11 protein-coding genes and 1 pseudogene are annotated in these 16,991 nt (G+C 73.6%); 3 read left to right on the top strand and 9 right to left on the bottom strand.

All coding sequences use genetic code 11. The annotated features are described in order from the left end of the window. Position 1: 1 nt before the first annotated feature. The 5 genes and pseudogenes from MID12_RS05260 to MID12_RS05240 form a co-directional block, all read right to left on the bottom strand. Positions 2-619 (bottom strand): sarcosine oxidase subunit gamma, encoded by a 618-nt coding sequence (locus tag MID12_RS05260; RefSeq protein WP_263165154.1) that lies wholly within the window; start codon positions 617-619, stop codon positions 2-4. Then, positions 609-3,739 (bottom strand): annotated as a pseudogene (locus MID12_RS05255) (sarcosine oxidase subunit delta). Before MID12_RS05255 ends, MID12_RS05260 begins: the two are co-directional and overlap by 11 nt. Before the next feature lie 12 nt (positions 3,740-3,751). Then, positions 3,752-4,984, bottom strand: a complete 1,233-nt coding sequence (locus MID12_RS05250) for a sarcosine oxidase subunit beta family protein (protein WP_040247473.1) — start codon at positions 4,982-4,984, stop codon at positions 3,752-3,754. Next, positions 4,981-6,270, bottom strand: coding sequence for a serine hydroxymethyltransferase (glyA, locus tag MID12_RS05245; RefSeq protein WP_263165151.1), 1,290 nt, complete (start codon positions 6,268-6,270; stop codon positions 4,981-4,983). Before glyA ends, MID12_RS05250 begins: the two co-directional genes overlap by 4 nt. A 140-nt stretch (positions 6,271-6,410) precedes the next feature. After that, positions 6,411-8,849, bottom strand: coding sequence for an FAD-dependent oxidoreductase (locus tag MID12_RS05240; protein ID WP_263165150.1), 2,439 nt, complete (start codon positions 8,847-8,849; stop codon positions 6,411-6,413). Positions 8,850-9,047: 198 nt separating this feature from the next. Here MID12_RS05240 and purU point away from each other — a divergent pair, with 198 nt between their 5' ends. After that, positions 9,048-9,923: a formyltetrahydrofolate deformylase gene (purU, locus tag MID12_RS05235; protein ID WP_263165148.1), complete on the top strand. Its 876-nt coding sequence runs from the start codon at positions 9,048-9,050 to the stop codon at positions 9,921-9,923. A 183-nt stretch (positions 9,924-10,106) separates the two neighbouring features. After that, entirely contained in the window at positions 10,107-10,913 is an 807-nt protein-coding gene (locus tag MID12_RS05230) for an IclR family transcriptional regulator (protein ID WP_052482155.1), read from the top strand. 42 nt (positions 10,914-10,955) lie between these two features. Here MID12_RS05230 and MID12_RS05225 read toward each other — a convergent pair whose 3' ends face one another. From MID12_RS05225 to MID12_RS05210, 4 genes are all read right to left on the bottom strand, one after another. Further along, complete coding sequence (locus tag MID12_RS05225) at positions 10,956-12,077, bottom strand: aromatic ring-hydroxylating oxygenase subunit alpha (RefSeq protein WP_263165145.1); 1,122 nt, start codon at positions 12,075-12,077, stop codon at positions 10,956-10,958. Between the two features lie 146 nt (positions 12,078-12,223). After that, positions 12,224-13,408, bottom strand: a complete 1,185-nt coding sequence (locus tag MID12_RS05220; RefSeq protein ID WP_263165143.1) for an NAD(P)/FAD-dependent oxidoreductase — start codon at positions 13,406-13,408, stop codon at positions 12,224-12,226. Continuing rightward, positions 13,405-13,770 (bottom strand): bifunctional 3-phenylpropionate/cinnamic acid dioxygenase ferredoxin subunit, encoded by a 366-nt coding sequence (locus tag MID12_RS05215; protein WP_040247461.1) that lies wholly within the window; start codon positions 13,768-13,770, stop codon positions 13,405-13,407. Before MID12_RS05215 ends, MID12_RS05220 begins: the two co-directional genes overlap by 4 nt. A gap of 406 nt (positions 13,771-14,176) precedes the next feature. Then, positions 14,177-14,989, bottom strand: a complete 813-nt coding sequence (locus tag MID12_RS05210) for a hypothetical protein (RefSeq protein WP_052482154.1) — start codon at positions 14,987-14,989, stop codon at positions 14,177-14,179. Between the two features lie 432 nt (positions 14,990-15,421). Here MID12_RS05210 and hflX point away from each other — a divergent pair, with 432 nt between their 5' ends. After that, positions 15,422-16,927: a GTPase HflX gene (gene hflX / locus MID12_RS05205; RefSeq protein ID WP_040247460.1), complete on the top strand. Its 1,506-nt coding sequence runs from the start codon at positions 15,422-15,424 to the stop codon at positions 16,925-16,927. Positions 16,928-16,991 lie beyond the last annotated feature (64 nt).

Here is a 16,991-nt window from a genome sequence, read left to right as displayed (position 1 = left end):
CTCACCACTCCCCGACGAGAACCGATGTGTACTCCGTGGCCGCGTCCAGCAGCCACGCGCCCAGATGACCCGCGTACGAGGACCGCACCAGGACCCAGAAGCCGGGCTTCTGCGCGCCGCGGGCCACCAGCACCACCGGCGCGTGCGCGAGCGTGGTCTGCGCGCAGCCGCCCCGGAAGGCCCGCGGATGCAGGTCCAGGGCGCAGCCGCGGGCGAGGAGTTCATGGCTCGCGGGGCCCCCGACGAGGACGGTGGTGCGCTGCCCGGAGACATCGGCGACCGCGGCCGACTCCTCGTCCGCCAGGGCCTCCCGCAGCCGGTCCTCCAGGACACCGGCCTCCTCGGGCGGGGCGAGGACCAGCCACTCGTCGGGGCCCATCCACAGGGCGGTGCGGCTGCCGCGCCGGGTGAGCGTGTTGGGCTCGGTGGGCAGCGGCAGGCCGAGGACGCGCTCCGCGCCGGACACCGCCGGGCCCCCGGGCTCCGCGCGCACCGTGAGCTGGGTCAGATACGGGACCTCGGCCAGGCGCAGCGCGCCCCCGCTCAGCCGGGTCACCGTGCGGAAGCGGTCGGCGGCGTGGGCCAGCGGGCTGTGCCGGGGCACGGATTCAGCCGTCACGGCGTTCCCCCTCGGGGTCGTAGAGGACCGGGTGCGCCACGGTCACCGGGACCAGGGCCTCGCCGGTACGCGCGTACAGGAGCTGCCCGGTGCGCTCGCGGCCGCCCTTGACCAGGGCCAGCGCGAAGGTGCGGTCCAGGGCGGCGCTGCGGTAGCTGGAGGTGACATTGCCGAGCATCGGCACCGGCCGTTCGGCGGGCAGTGTGCCCTCGGCGACGAGCTGGGTGCCCTCGGGGAGCAGGAACCGGGGATCGGCGGGCAGCAGGGCGACCAGCTGGGGGCGGTCCCCGCGGCTGGTGTCGGCCCGGCTGTGCGAGCGCTTGCCGAGGAAGTCCGCCTTCTTCTTCGAGACGACCCAGCTCATGCCGAGGTCCTGCGGTGTCACGGTGCCGTCGGTGTCCTGCCCGATGATCGGGTAGCCCTTCTCCGCCCGCAGGACGTGCATGGTCTCGGTCCCGTACGGGGTCAGGTCCAGCGGGCGCCCCGCCTCGTACAGGGACTCCCAGACCGCGGGGGCCTCCCAGGAGCGGACGTTGATCTCGTAGGCCAGCTCCCCGGAGAAGCTGATCCGGCAGACCCGGGCCCGGACCCCGGCGACCACCGCGTCCCGCCAGCTCATGAAGGGGAAGCTGTCGTTGTCCACCGCGAGATCCGGGGCGAGCCGGGCCAGGAGCGCGCGGGAGGCGGGGCCGACCAGGGCGAGGGTGGCCCAGTGGTCGGTGACCGAGGTGCAGCGCACCCTGAGGTCCGTCCACTCGGTCTGCAGCCACTCCTCCATCCAGTCGAGTACGGCGGCGGCGTTGCCGGTGGTGGTCGTGGCCAGGAAGCGGTCGGGCGCCGCGCGCAGCACGGTGCCGTCGTCGAAGACCATGCCGTCCGCCCGGCACATCACCCCGTAGCGGATCCGGCCGACCTTCAGGGTGCTCATCAGGTTGGTGTAGAGCCGGTCCAGGAAGACGCCCGCGTCGGGTCCCTGGACGTCGATCTTCCCGAGGGTGGAGGCGTCCATCAGGGCCACGCCCGCACGCGCGGCCCGGCACTCGCGCTCCACCGCCGCCGCCATGTCCTCGCCCTCGCGGGGGTAGTACCAGGCCCGCTTCCACTGGCCGACGTTCTCGAAGGCGGCGCCGTGGGCGGTGTGCCAGGCGTGCAGCGGCGTGACCCGTACGGGGTCGAAGAGCCGGCCGCGGTCGCGTCCGGCGAGCGCGGCCATGGAGACGGGGTGGTAGGGCGCCCGGAAGGTGGTGGTGCCCAGCTCGCCGACCTCGGCGCCGAGCAACTGGGCGAGGGCCCCGGTGGTCAGCAGGGCGGAGGTGCGGCCCTGGTCGCGGCCGGTACCGGCGGTGGTGTGCCGCTTGATGTGCTCCACCGAGCGCAGTCCCGCGCGGGTGGCGCGGCCGAGGTCCGCGACGGTGACGTCCCGGGCGAGGTCGACGAAGTGCCGCGCGTGGCCCGACCCGCTGCGGCCCGGTACGACGTACAGGTGCACCGGCGGTGTCTCCGCCTCCTCCGGTTCGGTGGCGTGAGCGGCGGTGCGCCCGGCGGTGAATCCCTCCGCCTCGACCAGCCGGCGTCCGGCGGCGGCGCCGTCGGCGAGGCAGCCCGCGAGGTTCCCGATGCCCCGTGCCGCACCGGCGCTCTCCACCCGCTGCCTGGACCCGGCGGGCAGGAAGGCGCCGAGTCCCTCGTCGAAGCGGAGCCGCCCGCCGGACTGGCTGTACAGGTGGACGGCGGGGCTCCAGCCGCCGGAGACCAGGAGCAGGTCGGCGTCGAGCTCTTGGGCGGTGCGGTCGGCCTCGCCCCGGGCGGCGGCGGTCACCGAGGACAGGTGCTCCTCGCCGCCGGTGCCGAGGACCACGTGCCCGGCGCGGACGTCGAGTCCCGCCCGAGCGGCGCGGGCCGCCCGGCGGCCGGGCCGGGGCCGCGCGTCGAGGACGGCCGCGATGTCCAGCCCCGCGGCGGCGAGTTCGCCCGCCCCGGCGTAGGCGCTGTCGTTGGTGGTGAGGACGACGGCCCGGCGGCCGGGCAGCACCCCGTAGCGGTGCAGATAGGTGCGGGCGGCACCGGCGAGCATGATGCCGGGGCGGTCGTTGTCGGCGAAGGCGAGGGAGCGTTCGTGGGCGCCGGTGGCGAGCAGCACGCGCCGGGCCCGGATCCGCCAGACCCGCTCCCGGGAGACCGAGGCGGGCGCCAGGTCGCCGAGGTGCGCGGTGCGGCGCTCGACGGCGAGCAGGTAGTTGTCGTCGAAGTACCCGCTCACGGTGGTGCGCGGCAGCACCCGGGCACCGGCGGCCTCGATCTCCGTGCGGGCGCGGGCCGCCCAGACGGCGCCGGGCAGCCCGTCGACGTACTCGCCGGTGCCGAGCAGGCTGCCGCCGGGCTCGGGCTGCTCGTCGGCGAGGACGACCCGGGCCCCGCTGTGCGCGGCGGCGAGGGCGGCGGCCAGGCCCGCGGGTCCGGCGCCGACCACGAGCAGGTCGCAGTGGGCGTGCAGGGTGTCGTAGCGGGCCGGGTCCTCCTCGGGGGAGAGGCGGCCGCGGCCCGCGAGGGAGGAGGCCCGCAGTCCCGCGTGGAGCTCCAGGGTGGTGGCGGGCACCAGCGGTTCCGGGAAGGGCGATTCGACCTGGACCAGGGCGCAGGGCTCCTCGCTCCCCGCGGTGTGGATGCCGCGCGGGCGCCCGAGCCGGACGCTGCGCGCGGCGCGGTGCACGCCGTTGGCGAGCAGCGCCGAGGCGAGGGTGTCGCCGCGGTACCCGGTCAGGGGGGTGCCGTCGAAGACGAAGTCGAGCGGCCGCGCGCGGTCGACGCGGCCCCGGTCCGGCAGGCGGTGCGGCTGGGAAGTCATGCGGTCTCCGGCTTCGGCTCGCCGATCCGGTGGACGGCGAGGATCTCGTGGTGCGCGGTGTCCCGGACGGTGTGGAACCAGCGGCGGCAGCCCGCGCTGTGGCAGCAGCGCTCGGCGCGCGGGCCGCGGGTGTTGTCGTGGAAGAAGAGGTAGCGGCCCCACTCCTCGTCGGAGAGGAGGGCGGGGTCGGCCGGATGGTCGTGGTGCGCCGGAGGGCCGTAGTGGAACTCGGCTTCGTCGCGGGGACCGCACCAGGGGCACGCGATCAGCAGCATCGAAGGGCCTCCTCAGTGGGCCACGGCGGCCGCGCCGTGCTCGTCGACGAGCGCGCCGGTCGTGAACCGTTCGAGTCCGAAGGGGGCGCCCAGCGGGTGGGGGGCGTCATGGGCGAGGGTGTGCGCGAGGACCCAGCCGGCCGCGGGGGTGGCCTTGAAACCGCCGGTTCCCCAGCCGCAGTTGACATAGAGGTGCTCCACCGGGGTGTGGCCGATGACCGGTGAGGCGTCGGGGCTGACATCGACCACGCCCGCCCAGGTGCGCAGGACGTGGGCGCGGGCGAAGAGCGGGAAGAGTTCCAGGAGCGCGGCCATCTGGCGCTCGACGATGTGGAAGGCGCCCCGCTGGGTGTAGGCGTTGTACGCGTCGATCCCGGCGCCGAGGACCAGTTCGCCCTTGTGCGCCTGACTGACGTAGGCGTGCACCGCGTTGGACATCACCACCGTGGGGTGGACGGGCTCCAGGAGTTCGGTGACCAGGGCCTGCAGCGGGTGGCTCTGCAGCGGCAGCGGGAAACCGGCCAGGGCGGCGAGGCGGCTGGAGTGCCCGGCCGCGCAGAGCGCCACCCGGTCCGCGGCGATCGCCCCGCGCGTGGTGCGCACCCCGGTGACCCGGCCCGCCCGGATGTCGATGCCGGTGACCTCGCAGTTCTCGACGAGGTCCACGCCCGCGGCCGCGGCCGAGCGCGCCAGGCCCCAGGCGACATGGTCGTGCTTGGCGATACCGGCCCGCGGCTGGTAGGTCGCGCCGAGGACCGGATAGCGCGCCTCGGGCGAGATGTTCAGGATCGGGCAGACCTCCTGGGCCTGCGCGGCGTCGAGCCACTCGGCGTCCACCCCGTTGAGCGCGTTGGCCTCCACCCGCCGCACCCCGTCGCGTACGTCCTGCGGGCTGTGCGCCAGGTTCAGCACGCCCCGCTGGGAGAAGAGCAGCGGGTAGTCGAGGTCCTCCGCGAGACCCTCCCAGAGCTTCAGGGCGTGCTCGTAGAGGGCGGCGCTGGCGTCGAGGAGGTAGTTGGAGCGGATGATGGCGGTGTTGCGGGCCATGTTGCCGCCCGCCAGCCAGCCCTTCTCCAGTACGGCGACCCGGGTGATGCCGTGGTTGCGGGCGAGGTAGTGGGCGGTGGCGAGTCCGTGTCCGCCGCCGCCGACGATCACCACGTCGTAGGCCTTCTTCGGCTCGGCCGCGTGCCAGAGCCAGTCGGGGTGTTCGACCGCGTCGGCGGCCTGGGCGTCGGTGCTCATCCCTCGGCTCCCGGGAGTTCGGCGTACAGCGGATGGCGCCCGGTGAGCGCCACCACCCGGGCGCGCAGCGCGGCGGTGTCGGGCTCGGGCAGCAGGGCGCGCGCGATCACCTCGGCGACCTCGGTGAACTCCGCCTCGCCGAAGCCCCGGGTGGCCAGCGCGGGGGTGCCGATGCGCAGGCCGGAGGTGACCATCGGGGGACGCGGGTCGAAGGGCACGGCGTTGCGGTTGACGGTGATGCCGATGCCGTCGAGGAGGTCCTCGGCCTGCCTGCCGTCCAGGTGCGCCTCGCGCAGGTCGACCAGGACCAGGTGCACATCGGTGCCGCCGGTGAGGACCCGCACCCCGGCGGCCGCCAGGTCCGGGCGGTTCAGCCGGTCGGCGAGCAGGCGGGCACCGGCGAGGGTGCGGCGCTGGCGGTCCTGGAACTCGGGCTGGGCGGCCAGGCGCAGGGCCACCGCCTTGGCGGCGATGACGTGTTCCAGGGGGCCGCCCTGCATGCCCGGGAAGACCGCCGAGTTGATCTTCTTGGCCAGCGCCGGGTCCCCGGTCAGGATCATTCCGCCGCGTGGGCCGCCCAGCGTCTTGTGGGTGGTCGTGGTGGTCACATGGGCGTACGGGACCGGGTTCGGGTGCAGTCCGGCGGCGACCAGTCCGGCGAAGTGCGCCATGTCGACCAGGAGCAGCGCCCCGACCTGGTCGGCGATCGCGCGGAACCGCTCGAAGTCCAGCTGCCGCGGGTACGCCGACCAGCCCGCGACGATCATCCTGGGCCGGTGCTCCTTGGCGAGGCGCTCCACCTCGTCCATGTCCACCAGGTGGTCGCGCGGGCTCACCTGGTACGGAACCGTGCGGAGGATGCGGCCCGAGTAGTTCAGGCGCATGCCGTGGGTGAGGTGGCCGCCGTGCGCGAGGTCGAGTCCGAGGACGGTGTCCCCGGGGTCGAGGAGCGCGAAGTAGGCGGCGATATTGGCCTGCGCCCCCGAGTGCGGCTGCACATTGGCGAAGCGGGCGCCGAAGAGCTGCTTGGCCCGGTCGATCGCGAGCTGCTCGGTGACGTCGACGTGCCGGCAGCCCCCGTAGTAGCGGCGGCCCGGGTAGCCCTCGGCGTACTTGTTGGTGAGCACCGAGCCCTGGGCCTCGAGGACCGCGGGCGGCGCGAAGTTCTCCGAGGCGATCATCTCCAGGGTGGACCGCTGGCGGTCCAACTCGGCCTGGACCGCGGCGAACACCTCGGGGTCCAGGGCGGCGAGCGAGGTGGCGGCGGGGGAGTCGGAAGGGTTCATGTCTGCCTGCCTCCGAAGGGACGTGGCACGAGACCGGGTGGGGAGTACCGGAGCCGGACGGGGCGTACCGCGACCGGGCGGGGGAGTACCGGGACCGGACCGGGAGCGTCGGGACCGGACCGGGGAGTACCGGACCGCCGTCAGCCGCGCAGCCGCGTCATCGACGGGTCGAAGAGGGGCTCCTCGGTGACGACGACCGGGACGCGCCGGTCGAAGTAGCCGATGTCGAGGCGCTGCCCCGGGGTGGCCAGGCGGGCCGGGAGCCAGGCGTAGGCGATGGCCTTGCCGAGGGTGTAGCCGTAGGCCGCGCTGGTGACGTAGCCGACCGGTTCGGCGCCGTCGTACACCGGCTCGTTGCCGAGGACGGTGTCCTGCGGGTCGGCCGCGGTCAGGCAGGTCAGGCGGCGGCGGACCTCGCCGGAGCGGGCCTGGAGGGCGGCCCGGCCCAGGAAGTCGCCCTTGTCCTTCTTCACCGCGAAGCCGAGGCCCGCCTCGTAGGGGTCGTGCTCGTTGGTCATGTCGGTGCCGAAGGCGCGGTAGCCCTTCTCCAGGCGCAGGCTGTTGAAGGCGCCGCGCCCCGCCGCGATCCCGCCGTAGGGGCGGGCCGCCTCCCAGAGGGTGTCCCACAGCTTGAGGCCGAGGTCGGCCTCGGTGTACAGCTCCCAGCCGAGTTCGCCGACGTAGCTCAGCCGCATCGCCGTCACCGGGACCGTGCCGATGTGGGCCCGCTTGGCGCGGAAGTAGCGCAGCCCGGTGGCGGAGAAGTCGGCCTCGGTCAGCGGCTGGAGCACCTCGCGGGCCTTCGGCCCCCACAGCCCGATGCAGCAGGTGCCCGCGGTGATGTCGCGGACCTGCACCGAGCCGTCGCCGGGCAGATGGCGGGTGAGCCAGTCGAGGTCCAGGCTCCCGTTGACCCCGGCCTGGAAGTGCTCGCGGCCGAGCCGGGCCACCGTGATGTCGCTGCGGATGCCGCCGTCCTCGTCGAGCAGCAGCGCGTACGTCACCGAGCCGACCGACTTGTCGACATGAGCCGTCGTCAGGTATTCGAGGAAGGCGCCCGCGCCGGGCCCGGTGATCTCCAGGCGCTTGAGCGCGGTCATGTCGTACAGGGCGACGCTCTCCCGGGTGGCCAGCGCCTCGGCGCCCACGATCGGCGACCAGTGCCGGGCCGCCCAGTCGCCGGGTGCCGGGATCCGCCGGTCCGCCAGGAGCGCCTCGTTGGCCCCGTACCACTGGGGGCGCTCCCAGCCGGAGGCCTCCAGGAAGTGGGCGCCGAGCTCGCGCTGGCGGGTGTGGAAGGGGCTGAGCCGCAGCGGCCGCAGGGTGGCGGGCGGCTGGAGCGGGTGGACGATGTCGTAGACCTCGACGAAGTTCTGGCAGGAGCGGGCCCGTACGTAGTCGGGGGAGAGCTGGTGCGGCTCGAAGCGGTTGAGGTCGCAGGCGTGCAGGTCGAAGGAGGAGCAGTAGCCGTCGACCAGCCACTCCGCCATCGCAAGTCCCACCCCGGCGGAGTGCGTGACCCACACCGCCTCGGCCACCCAGAAGCCCTTGGTCCGCGCGGACTCGCCGAGCAGCGGCAGTCCGTCGGTGGTGAAGGAGAAGAGCCCGTTGAGGCCCTCCTCCAGTTTGGCCTCGCGGGTGGCCGGGAGCAGCGAGCGGGTCTCGGTCCAGGCCTCGGCGAAGTCGGCCTCGGTGAAGGGCTGCACCGAGGGCATCTCCTCGGCCTCGTCCACCGAGGCGATCTGGTCCACGGTGACCGGCATCGGCCGGTGGCCGTAGTAGCCGATGTCGAGCCGGTCCCAGCGGTCGCGGTAGTAGAGGTCCGCCTCCTGGTGGCGCAGGATCGGGCGGACGGCCTCCCGCTCCTGCCCGGCGAGCGCGGGGATCGGGCCGGTACGCGCCAGTTGGTGGGCCAGCGGCGTCAGCGGCAGCTCGGTCCCGGCCATCCGGGCGATCTTCGGGCCCCAGATGCCGGCGCAGCAGACGACGATCTCGGCGGGGAAGTCGCCCCGGTCGGTGACGACCGCGGTGACCCTGCCCTCCTCGCTGCGGATGTCGAGCACCTCGTGCCGGGCCAGGAAGCGCACCCCGCGCTCCTCGGCCCGCCGGATCTGGGCTGCCACCGCGGGCAGGGCCCGGGCCAGTCCGTCGGTGGGCACATGGAGCCCGCCGAGCACCCGCTCCCGGTCCACCAGGGGGTGCAGGCGCAGGCACTCCTCGGGCCCGACGACCCGGGACTCGACGCCCCAGGAGGTGAGCCAGCCCTGCCTGCGGTGCAGTTCGGCCAACCGCTCGGCGGTGGTGGCGAGTTCGAGCCCGCCGACCTGCTGGAAGCAGGACTCGCCGTCGACTTCGAGGGCGAGGAATTTCTCCACCGTGCGGCGGGCCATCTCCGTCATGGTCTTCGAGGGGTTGGCCTGGAAGACCAGACCGGGCGCATGGGACGAGGATCCGCCGGTCGCCGGGAGCGGCCCCTGATCGACCACGGTGATCTCGGTCCAGCCGCGGTGGGAGAGCTCGTCGGCCAGTGCCGCGCCTACGACACCGGCTCCGATGATGACCACGCGAGGCCCTGCCATCAACACACCTCCGTTGCTTTTGACGCAACAAGATTCAGGCTGCGCAACTCACAGTGAGGGCAGCCCGAGGCACTGTCAAGGGGGTCTCCGGCACCCCGGACGACTCTCTCCGGCCCTCTTGACCGCAGCGGCGCGGATCCCGACGATGTTGCACATCGGACACAGCGTTGCGCATCGCGCACTCACGGAGGGAGCGCCATGTCTCCTCGCCCCGACTCCGGACGCGAGTACGTCCTGACCTTCTCGTGTCCCGACCGGCCCGGCCTGGTGCACGCCGTCAGCGCCTTCCTGCTGCGGCACGGCGGCAACATCCTGGAGAGCCAGCAGTTCAACGACCCCGAGCGCCGGCACTTCTTCATGCGGGTGCAGTTCACCGTCCCCAAGGGCCCGGGCTCCTCGGCCGAGGCCCTGCGCGCCGCCTTCGCGCGGGTCGCCGAGGGCCGCGGCATGAGCTGGGAGCTGTCGGGGGCGGCGGTGCCCAAGCGCACCCTGCTCATGGTCTCCCGGTACAGCCACTGCCTGAGCGACCTGCTCTTCCGCACCAGCACCGGGGAACTCAACATCGACGTCCCGCTGATCGTCTCCAACCACCCGGACCTGGCGGGTCTCGCCCGCTCCTACGAGGTGCCCTTCCGCCACATCCCGGTCGGCCCGGACACCAAGGAGCGGGCCGAGGCCGAACTCCGGGCCCTCATCGAGGACCTCGGCATCGAGATCGTCGTCCTGGCCCGCTACATGCAGATCCTCTCCGACGACCTCTGCAAGCACCTCGAAGGCCGGGCCATCAACATCCACCACTCCTTCCTGCCGAGCTTCAAGGGCGCGCGGCCCTACGCGCAGGCGCACGAGCGGGGCGTCAAACTCGTCGGCGCCACCGCGCACTTCGTCACCGGGGACCTGGACGAGGGCCCGATCATCGAGCAGGACGTCGTCCGGGTCGGCCACGCGCTCGGCCCCGCCGACCTGGTCGCCGTCGGCCGGGACGTCGAGGCGCTGGTGCTCGCCCGGGCGGTGCGGTGGCACGCCGAGAACCGGGTCGTCGTCAACGGCCGGCGGACCGTGGTGCTGCGCTGAGCCTCCCGCGGGCGCCCGGCACGCGCCCCGTGCGCACCGGGCGCCTCCCCTTTGCCCAGTTTGCCCGTGGTGCTCGCGCGGGGCGGCTCCGCTCGGCCACACGCACGTCACGGAAGCATCGCGGCCCAGAAACTTTGCCGCCGTGATCGCGGCGCCTTCTCCGGTCACGCGTATGGTTGCGCTATGAGCAACCAGACGGCAGCAGGCGATTCCGGGTCCCCGGCCCCCGGCGGCGTCCAGTCGGTCGACCGAGCCGTGAGCGTCCTGGAGATTCTGGCTCAGCGCGGTGAGGCCGGCGTCAGCGAGGTGGCCGCCGAGATCGACGTCCACAAGTCCACGGCCTTCCGCCTCCTCGGCGCGCTGGAGTCCCGCGGACTCGTGGACCAGACGGCGGAACGCGGCAAGTACCGGCTCGGCTTCGGCATCGTGCGCCTCGCGGGCGCGGTCACCCGGCGCTTCGACATCACCAAGGAGGGCCGGCCCGTCTGCGAGCGGCTGGCCGAGGTCTTCGGCGAGACGGTCAACATCGCGGTCCTGGAGGAGCACCACGCGATCAACGTCTACCAGGCGCTCGGCCCGGCCGCCGTCGCCGCCCAGAACTGGGTGGGCCGGCTGACCCCGCTGCACGCGACCTCCAGCGGCAAGGCCATGCTCGCGCACCTTCCCCGCGAGCAGCGCACCAAGCTCCTCGCGGCGGCGGGCATGCCGAAGGTCACCCAGCGCACCCTGACCGCGAAGACCAAGCTGGAGAAGGACCTCGAACGGGTACGGGAGAGCGGCTACGCGGTCACCCTGGAGGAGTTCGAGGTCGGCCTGCACGCGATGGCCGCGGTGATCCGCACCCCCGACAGCGAGCCCCTCGCCGCGCTCAGCGCCTCCGGCCCCGCCTACCGCTTCACCGAGGAGCGCATGCACGAGCTGGCGCCCCAACTCCTCGCGGGCGCCGCCGAGATCAGCAACCGCATGGGGCAGATGGAGCAGCTGGACTGAGCGCGGCGCCCGCGCGCCCCGCTCGGGCCCCTCCCGGCCGCCTCACTCCCCTATACGCCCCCGCACCCAGTCGTGGAACTCGGCGAGGTGGTGCTCGCTCGGCACCAGGACGCCGCCGCCCGCGTAGCCCCGGGAGCTCATGGCGGGCTGGCAGCGCTCACAGGCGTCGAAGTCCTGCCGGTTGACCCGGTCGAAGAGCTCCACCGAGCGCGTCAGGTCCCGGCCCTGCGCCACCACCTCCGGCAGGTACAGCCACTCGCACTCGACGAGCGTGCGGTCCGGGGCAAGCGGATACATCCGGTGGAAGATGACATGGTCGGGGACGAGGTTGACGAAGACCTGCGGCCGCACGGTGATCGCGTAGTAGCGGCGGTCCTGCTCCGCGGAGACGGTGGGTATCCGCTCCAGGCCCGCCGAGCCGTCCACGGTGAACCCTTCCGCCTCCTTCGCGAAGGCCGCGCCGTGCCCCACGTAGTACTGCGCCGCGAAGCCGTCCGCGAACTCCGGGAGCACCTCGGTGAGTTCGGGGTGGATGGTGGCGCAGTGGTAGCACTCCATGAAGTTCTCGACGATCAGCTTCCAGTTGGCCCGTACGTCGTAGCTGATCCGCTTGCCGGTCTCCAGGCCCGCGAGGTCGTAGCGGGCGATCGCCTCGCCGTCGCCGAGGCGGGCGGTGACCGCCGCCATCACCTCCTCCTCGAAGGAGCCCGGCCGCTCGGCCAGGTTCACCCACACATAGCCGAGCCACTCGCGCACCTGCACCCGGCTGAGCCCGTAGTCGCCGCGGTCGACATCGGCCATGCTCGTCAGGTTCGGCGCCGCGATCAGCTCGCCCTGGAGGTTGTAGGTCCAGGCGTGGTACGGGCACTGGAAGGCCCGCCGGACCGTGCCCGACTCCTCGGTGCACAGCCGGGCGCCGCGGTGGCGGCAGACGTTGAGGAAGGCGCGCACCCCCTGGTCGCGGCCCCGGGCCACCAGGACGCTCTCGCGCCCGATGGTCACGGTGCGGAAGGCGCCGGGGGCGGTGAGGTCGGCGGAGCGCACCGCGCAGAACCACGAGGTCTCGAAGATGTGCTCCTGCTCCCGTGCGAAGACCTCGGGGCTGGTGTAGTAGGTGCCCGGCAGGGTGGCGATGAGGCTCTGGGTCCGGCTGCTTGTCGTCACGGTGCACTCCTCACTTACACGATGGGGTCGGTCCCTACGACGGGGGAAGTCAGGGCGGACCGTCCCCGCCGCCCCGGTGGGCGGGGCGGCGGGGACGGTGGCCGGGGCGGCGCCGGCGCGTCAGCCGGCCGCCCGCGGGGGAGGGGTCACAGCACGGCGGGCTGCTGTCCGACGCGGGCCCCGGCCAGCTGGCGGCGCCACCGCATGAAGGAGCGCGTCCTGTTCACCCCGAGCGCCCCCACCGGGCGCCCGGCCTGCCGGTAGACGGCGAGGAAGCTGCGGTCGTCCACCGCGCCCTCCTCGATCGCCACGCTGTCGGCGGGGCCGGTGTGCCCGGTGAACTGGATCCGCACCCCGTACTGGTCGGACCAGAAGTAGGGCGGCCGGGGCAGTTCCCCGCCCGCCGTGCCGCCGGAGAGCAGGGTGGTCACGGCGGCCGGGGCGCGGTCCCGGGCGCCGGACCAGTGCTCCACCCGGCGGCCGGTGCCGAGCAGCGGGTCGTACCAGGAGGCGCAGTCGCCCACGGCGACGACGCCCGGCACCGAGGTGGCACCCGAGGCCGTGCACACCACGCCGTCGCCGAGGGCCACCGAGGAGCCGTCGAGCCAGTCGGTGCAGGGCCGCGAACCGATGCCGAGGACGACGATGTCGGCGGGGACGGTGCGCCCGTCCGCGAGGACCACCCCGCTCACCCGGTCGGTCCCGGTGAGGCCCCGCACGCCCGTCCCGCAGAGCATCCGCACCCCGTGGTCCGCGTGGAGCAGGGAGACGGCGCGGCCCATGGCGGTCCCGAGCACCCCGGCGAGCGGGGCCGGACCGGACTGGACCAGGGTGACGTCCATACCGAGCCCGCGCGCGGTCGAGGCGACCTCCGCGCCGACGAAGCCGCCGCCCACCACGACCAGGCGTCCGCCCCCGCGCAGATCACGGCGCAGGGCGCGGGCGTCGTCGAGGGTGCGCAGCAGGTGGACGCCGGGCAGCCGCCGCGCGCCCGGCAGTTCGCGTGCCGAGGCGCCGGTGGCCAGCACGATGCCGTCGGCCCCGAGGGTGCTCCCGTCGTCGAGGCCGAGGGTGCGGCTCGGCCCGTCCAGGGCGGTCGCCCGGGTGCCGAGCAGCCACTCCGCGCCGAGGTCCTCGTCCTCGGCCTCCAGGGACAGGGCCTCCTCGCCGATGCTCCCGGCGAGGAACTCCTTGGAGAGCGGGGGCCGGTCGTAGGGGCGGTGCGCCTCCTCGCCGATGATCAGCAGGCGTCCCGCATAGCCCTGCTTGCGCAGGGCCCGGGCGGCGGAAAGACCTGCCAGTGATGCTCCGACAATGGCCACACTCTTCATGTCGCGCCTCCTGCGACAGGGCCGCGGCCTGCGGCGAAGGGAAGGTTCGGAACGGCGTCCGACAGCACCAGGTGGATCGTCTCCCCCTCGATCACCACCTGGTGGGTGCGTACCGGAAGCCGGGCCGGCGGGACGTCGGCCTGCCCGGTGCGCAGGTCGAACTTCGAGGCGTGCAAGGGGCATTCGACCGCGCACCCCTCCAACCAGCCCTCCGCGAGGGAGGCGTCCTGGTGGGTGCAGGTGTCGTCGATCGCGTAGAACTCGCCGTCCTCGGTGTGGAACACCACGACGGGGGGCTTGGTGTCGAGCCGGAAGGCTTCGCCTCGCGGAAGATCGGCGAGACGGCACACGGGAATCATCATGACACTCCGGTGCGTATAGTGAAACAGATTGCGAGCCGCGCAACGCCAGTGTGGAGACGCCCCCATACCTTGTCAAGGAGCTGCCCGCCCTTCCTTGCCCGGCCGGCCGCGGGGCCGGACACGGCGGCTCGGATCTCGTAAAAGCCCAGCTCACAGCGGGAGTTGACGCTCAGGCGCGCAGCGGTCGAGGGTGCGGAAGCCCAGGACGGCGGCGGGAAGTCTGTCTCAAACTACGGGTTCTGTTGCGTAATGCGAGCCATCGGTGCCCCGTGCGGACAGACGAAAGCCCCCGGACCGGGGAGGGTCCGGGGGCGGTGGTGATCGTCGGGTCGGCCGGGTCGGCCGGGCCGCCGTGCGGCTCGGCCGACGCGGAGGGCGGCCGACGCCGATCTCGGCCGGGCCGGTCTCAGTCGATGCAGATGAAGAGCACGCAGATTCCGGAGGGGTCCGTCGCCGGGGGATCGCTCGGCTCCGTGGTGGAGGGCGGCGGAGTCGTCGGCGGTGCCGTCGGCGGCGGGGTGGTGCCCGGCGACTGCGGCGGCTCCTCGGTCGGCGCCGGGTCGGTGTGCTCGGGACGCTCGGGCGTGGCCGAGGACGGCTTCGCGGAGGGCGTGTTCTGCGGGTCCGCGGAGCGGTGCGCGCGGCTCGGCGAACCGGCCTGCCCGGGCCGGGAGCGGGCCTGCTCCGAGGCGTGCCCGGCGGACTCCTCCACGGGCCGCGTCGAGGTCCGGCTGTCCGGTTCCTGCGTCGCCGAGGGGCCGGAGCCGGGCGTGCCCGTGGAGGGCGCGGTGACCGGCTCGGGCGGGGTGGCGGCATGCGAGGAGCCCGGGGCGGACTTGCCGGGGAGCGCGGCGATGGTGAAGCCGCCGCCGATGAAGGCGAAGGCCGTCGCCGCGGCGGCGCGGCGCTTGTTCTTCCGCCAGCGCTCCTGCTGGCGGCGCCGGGCGGCCCGGCCGAGGCCCGAGGCGGCGGCCGGTTCGGGCAGCCGACCATGCGCCGCGGTGGAGCCGGAGGTCTCGGCGGCCGCTTCCGCCGCGGGCTCCGGGAAGTCGAAGTGCTCGGCCGGGGCGGACGGTTCCAGGGCCTCGTAGGGGGCCGTGGCGGCGGTGGCCGCGGCGCCGGACGAACCGTACGGCGCGATGTCCGGGGCGTAGGCGCCGCAGCCAGGGCAGACGAGGGCCCCGTTGAGCGTGCGGCGGCAGGTGTCGCAGTAATCCATCCGCGCTCTTTCTCTGACTGGTGTCGCGCCAGCGGGGGCCGACCATCGGTGAAGGGGACTCCCGCGGGGGAGCCGGGTGGAGGAGGAACGGGGCAGCAACGCTAATGGCAGCCGCGGGGCCGAGGGCTCACTCTGTGTGATGCTCTTGCGAAGATCTCTGGGGAATCGCGCGCCCTTCGGACGTGTCGGTCGAGGGGTCCGAAAGCTGCCCGGAGCCCGTCGAGTGCCGCGTTGCGGCACCCCGTCCGGGGCGCGCCGCAAACTCCGGTGACGGGGGAGGGGCCGCCGTGCGACCATCTTCGAGCGACGCCGCCGCCCGGTCCGTACTGGTACGGCACCGGGGCACCCGGGAATCCACGGGCCGTCCCGGACGTTGTCACAGCAGGCGGAGAAGTCTCCTCCGCTGTCCCATTCGCACTGCGTAAGGATCCAATGACCTCCTCTTCTTCCCTTCCCCAGGCCGCACAGAGCTCCGCTCAGACTCCCGTCGAAGGACTCGCCAAGGACCTTCGGGCCGATGCCCTGATGGAAGAGGACGTCGCCTGGAGCCACGGAATCGACACGGAGCGGGACGGCGCGCAGTACGACCGCTCCGACCGTGCGGCGCTGCGCCGCGTCGCGGGACTCTCCACCGAGCTGCAGGACGTCACCGAGGTCGAGTACCGGCAGCTGCGCCTGGAGCGCGTGGTCCTGGTCGGCGTCTGGACCACCGGCACCTCCCAGGAGGCGGAGAACTCCCTCGCGGAGCTGGCCGCCCTCGCGGAGACCGCGGGCGCGCTCGTCCTCGACGGCGTCATCCAGCGCCGCGACAAGCCCGACGCGGCCACCTACATCGGCTCCGGCAAGGCCCGCGAGCTGCTCGACCTCGTCCTGGAGAGCGGGGCGGACACCGTCATCTGCGACGGTGAGCTGTCCCCGGGCCAGCTGATCCACCTGGAAGACGTCGTCAAGGTCAAGGTCATCGACCGTACGGCCCTGATCCTCGACATCTTCGCGCAGCACGCCAAGTCCCGTGAGGGCAAGGCCCAGGTGGCGCTGGCGCAGATGCAGTACATGCTGCCCAGGCTGCGCGGCTGGGGCCAGTCCCTGTCCCGTCAGATGGGCGGCGGCAAGGGCGGCGGCCTCGCCACCCGCGGTCCCGGTGAGACCAAGATCGAGACGGACCGGCGGCGGATCCGCGAGAAGATGGCGAAGATGCGCCGGGAGATCGCGGAGATGAAGACCGGCCGCGAGATCAAGCGCCAGGAGCGCCGCCGCAACAAGGTGCCCTCGGTCGCCATCGCCGGATACACCAACGCGGGCAAGTCCTCGCTGCTCAACCGGCTGACCGGCGCGGGTGTCCTGGTGGAGAACGCCCTGTTCGCCACCCTCGACCCGACCGTGCGCCGGGCCGAGACGCCGAGCGGGCGGCTCTACACCCTCGCGGACACCGTCGGCTTCGTCCGGCACCTGCCGCACCACCTGGTGGAGGCCTTCCGCTCCACCATGGAGGAGGTCGGCGACAGCGATCTCATCCTGCACGTGGTGGACGGCTCGCACCCGGCCCCCGAGGAGCAGCTCGCGGCCGTCCGCGAGGTGGTCCGGGACGTCGGCGCCACCAAGGTCCCCGAGATCGTGGTGGTCAACAAGGCGGACGCCGCCGACCCGCTCGTCCTGCAGCGGCTGCTGCGCCAGGAGAAGCGGGCCCTGGTGGTCTCGGCCCGCACCGGCCAGGGCATCGCGGAGCTGCGCGCCCTGATCGACGCCGAACTCCCGCGCCCCGAGGTCGAGGTGACCGCCCTGGTGCCGTACGCGCTCGGCCGCCTGGTGGCCCGCGCGCACGACGACGGCGAGGTGATCTCCGAGGAGCACACCCCCGAGGGCACCCTGCTGAAGGCGCGGGTGCACGAGGAACTCGCCGCGGAACTGGCGCCGTACACCCCGGCCGCCGCGGGCTGAGCCCCGGCGCGCCCCGGCAGTACGAGGGCCCGCACCCCCCTCGGGAGTGCGGGCCCTTCGCCGT

Origin of the sequence: Streptomyces sp. SCSIO ZS0520, from assembly GCF_025643355.1 — a bacterium.
Classification (GTDB): domain Bacteria; phylum Actinomycetota; class Actinomycetes; order Streptomycetales; family Streptomycetaceae; genus Streptomyces; species Streptomyces physcomitrii.
The sequence above is the reverse complement of the archived record's forward strand: the minus strand, read 5'-3'. Positions and strand labels throughout refer to the sequence as shown.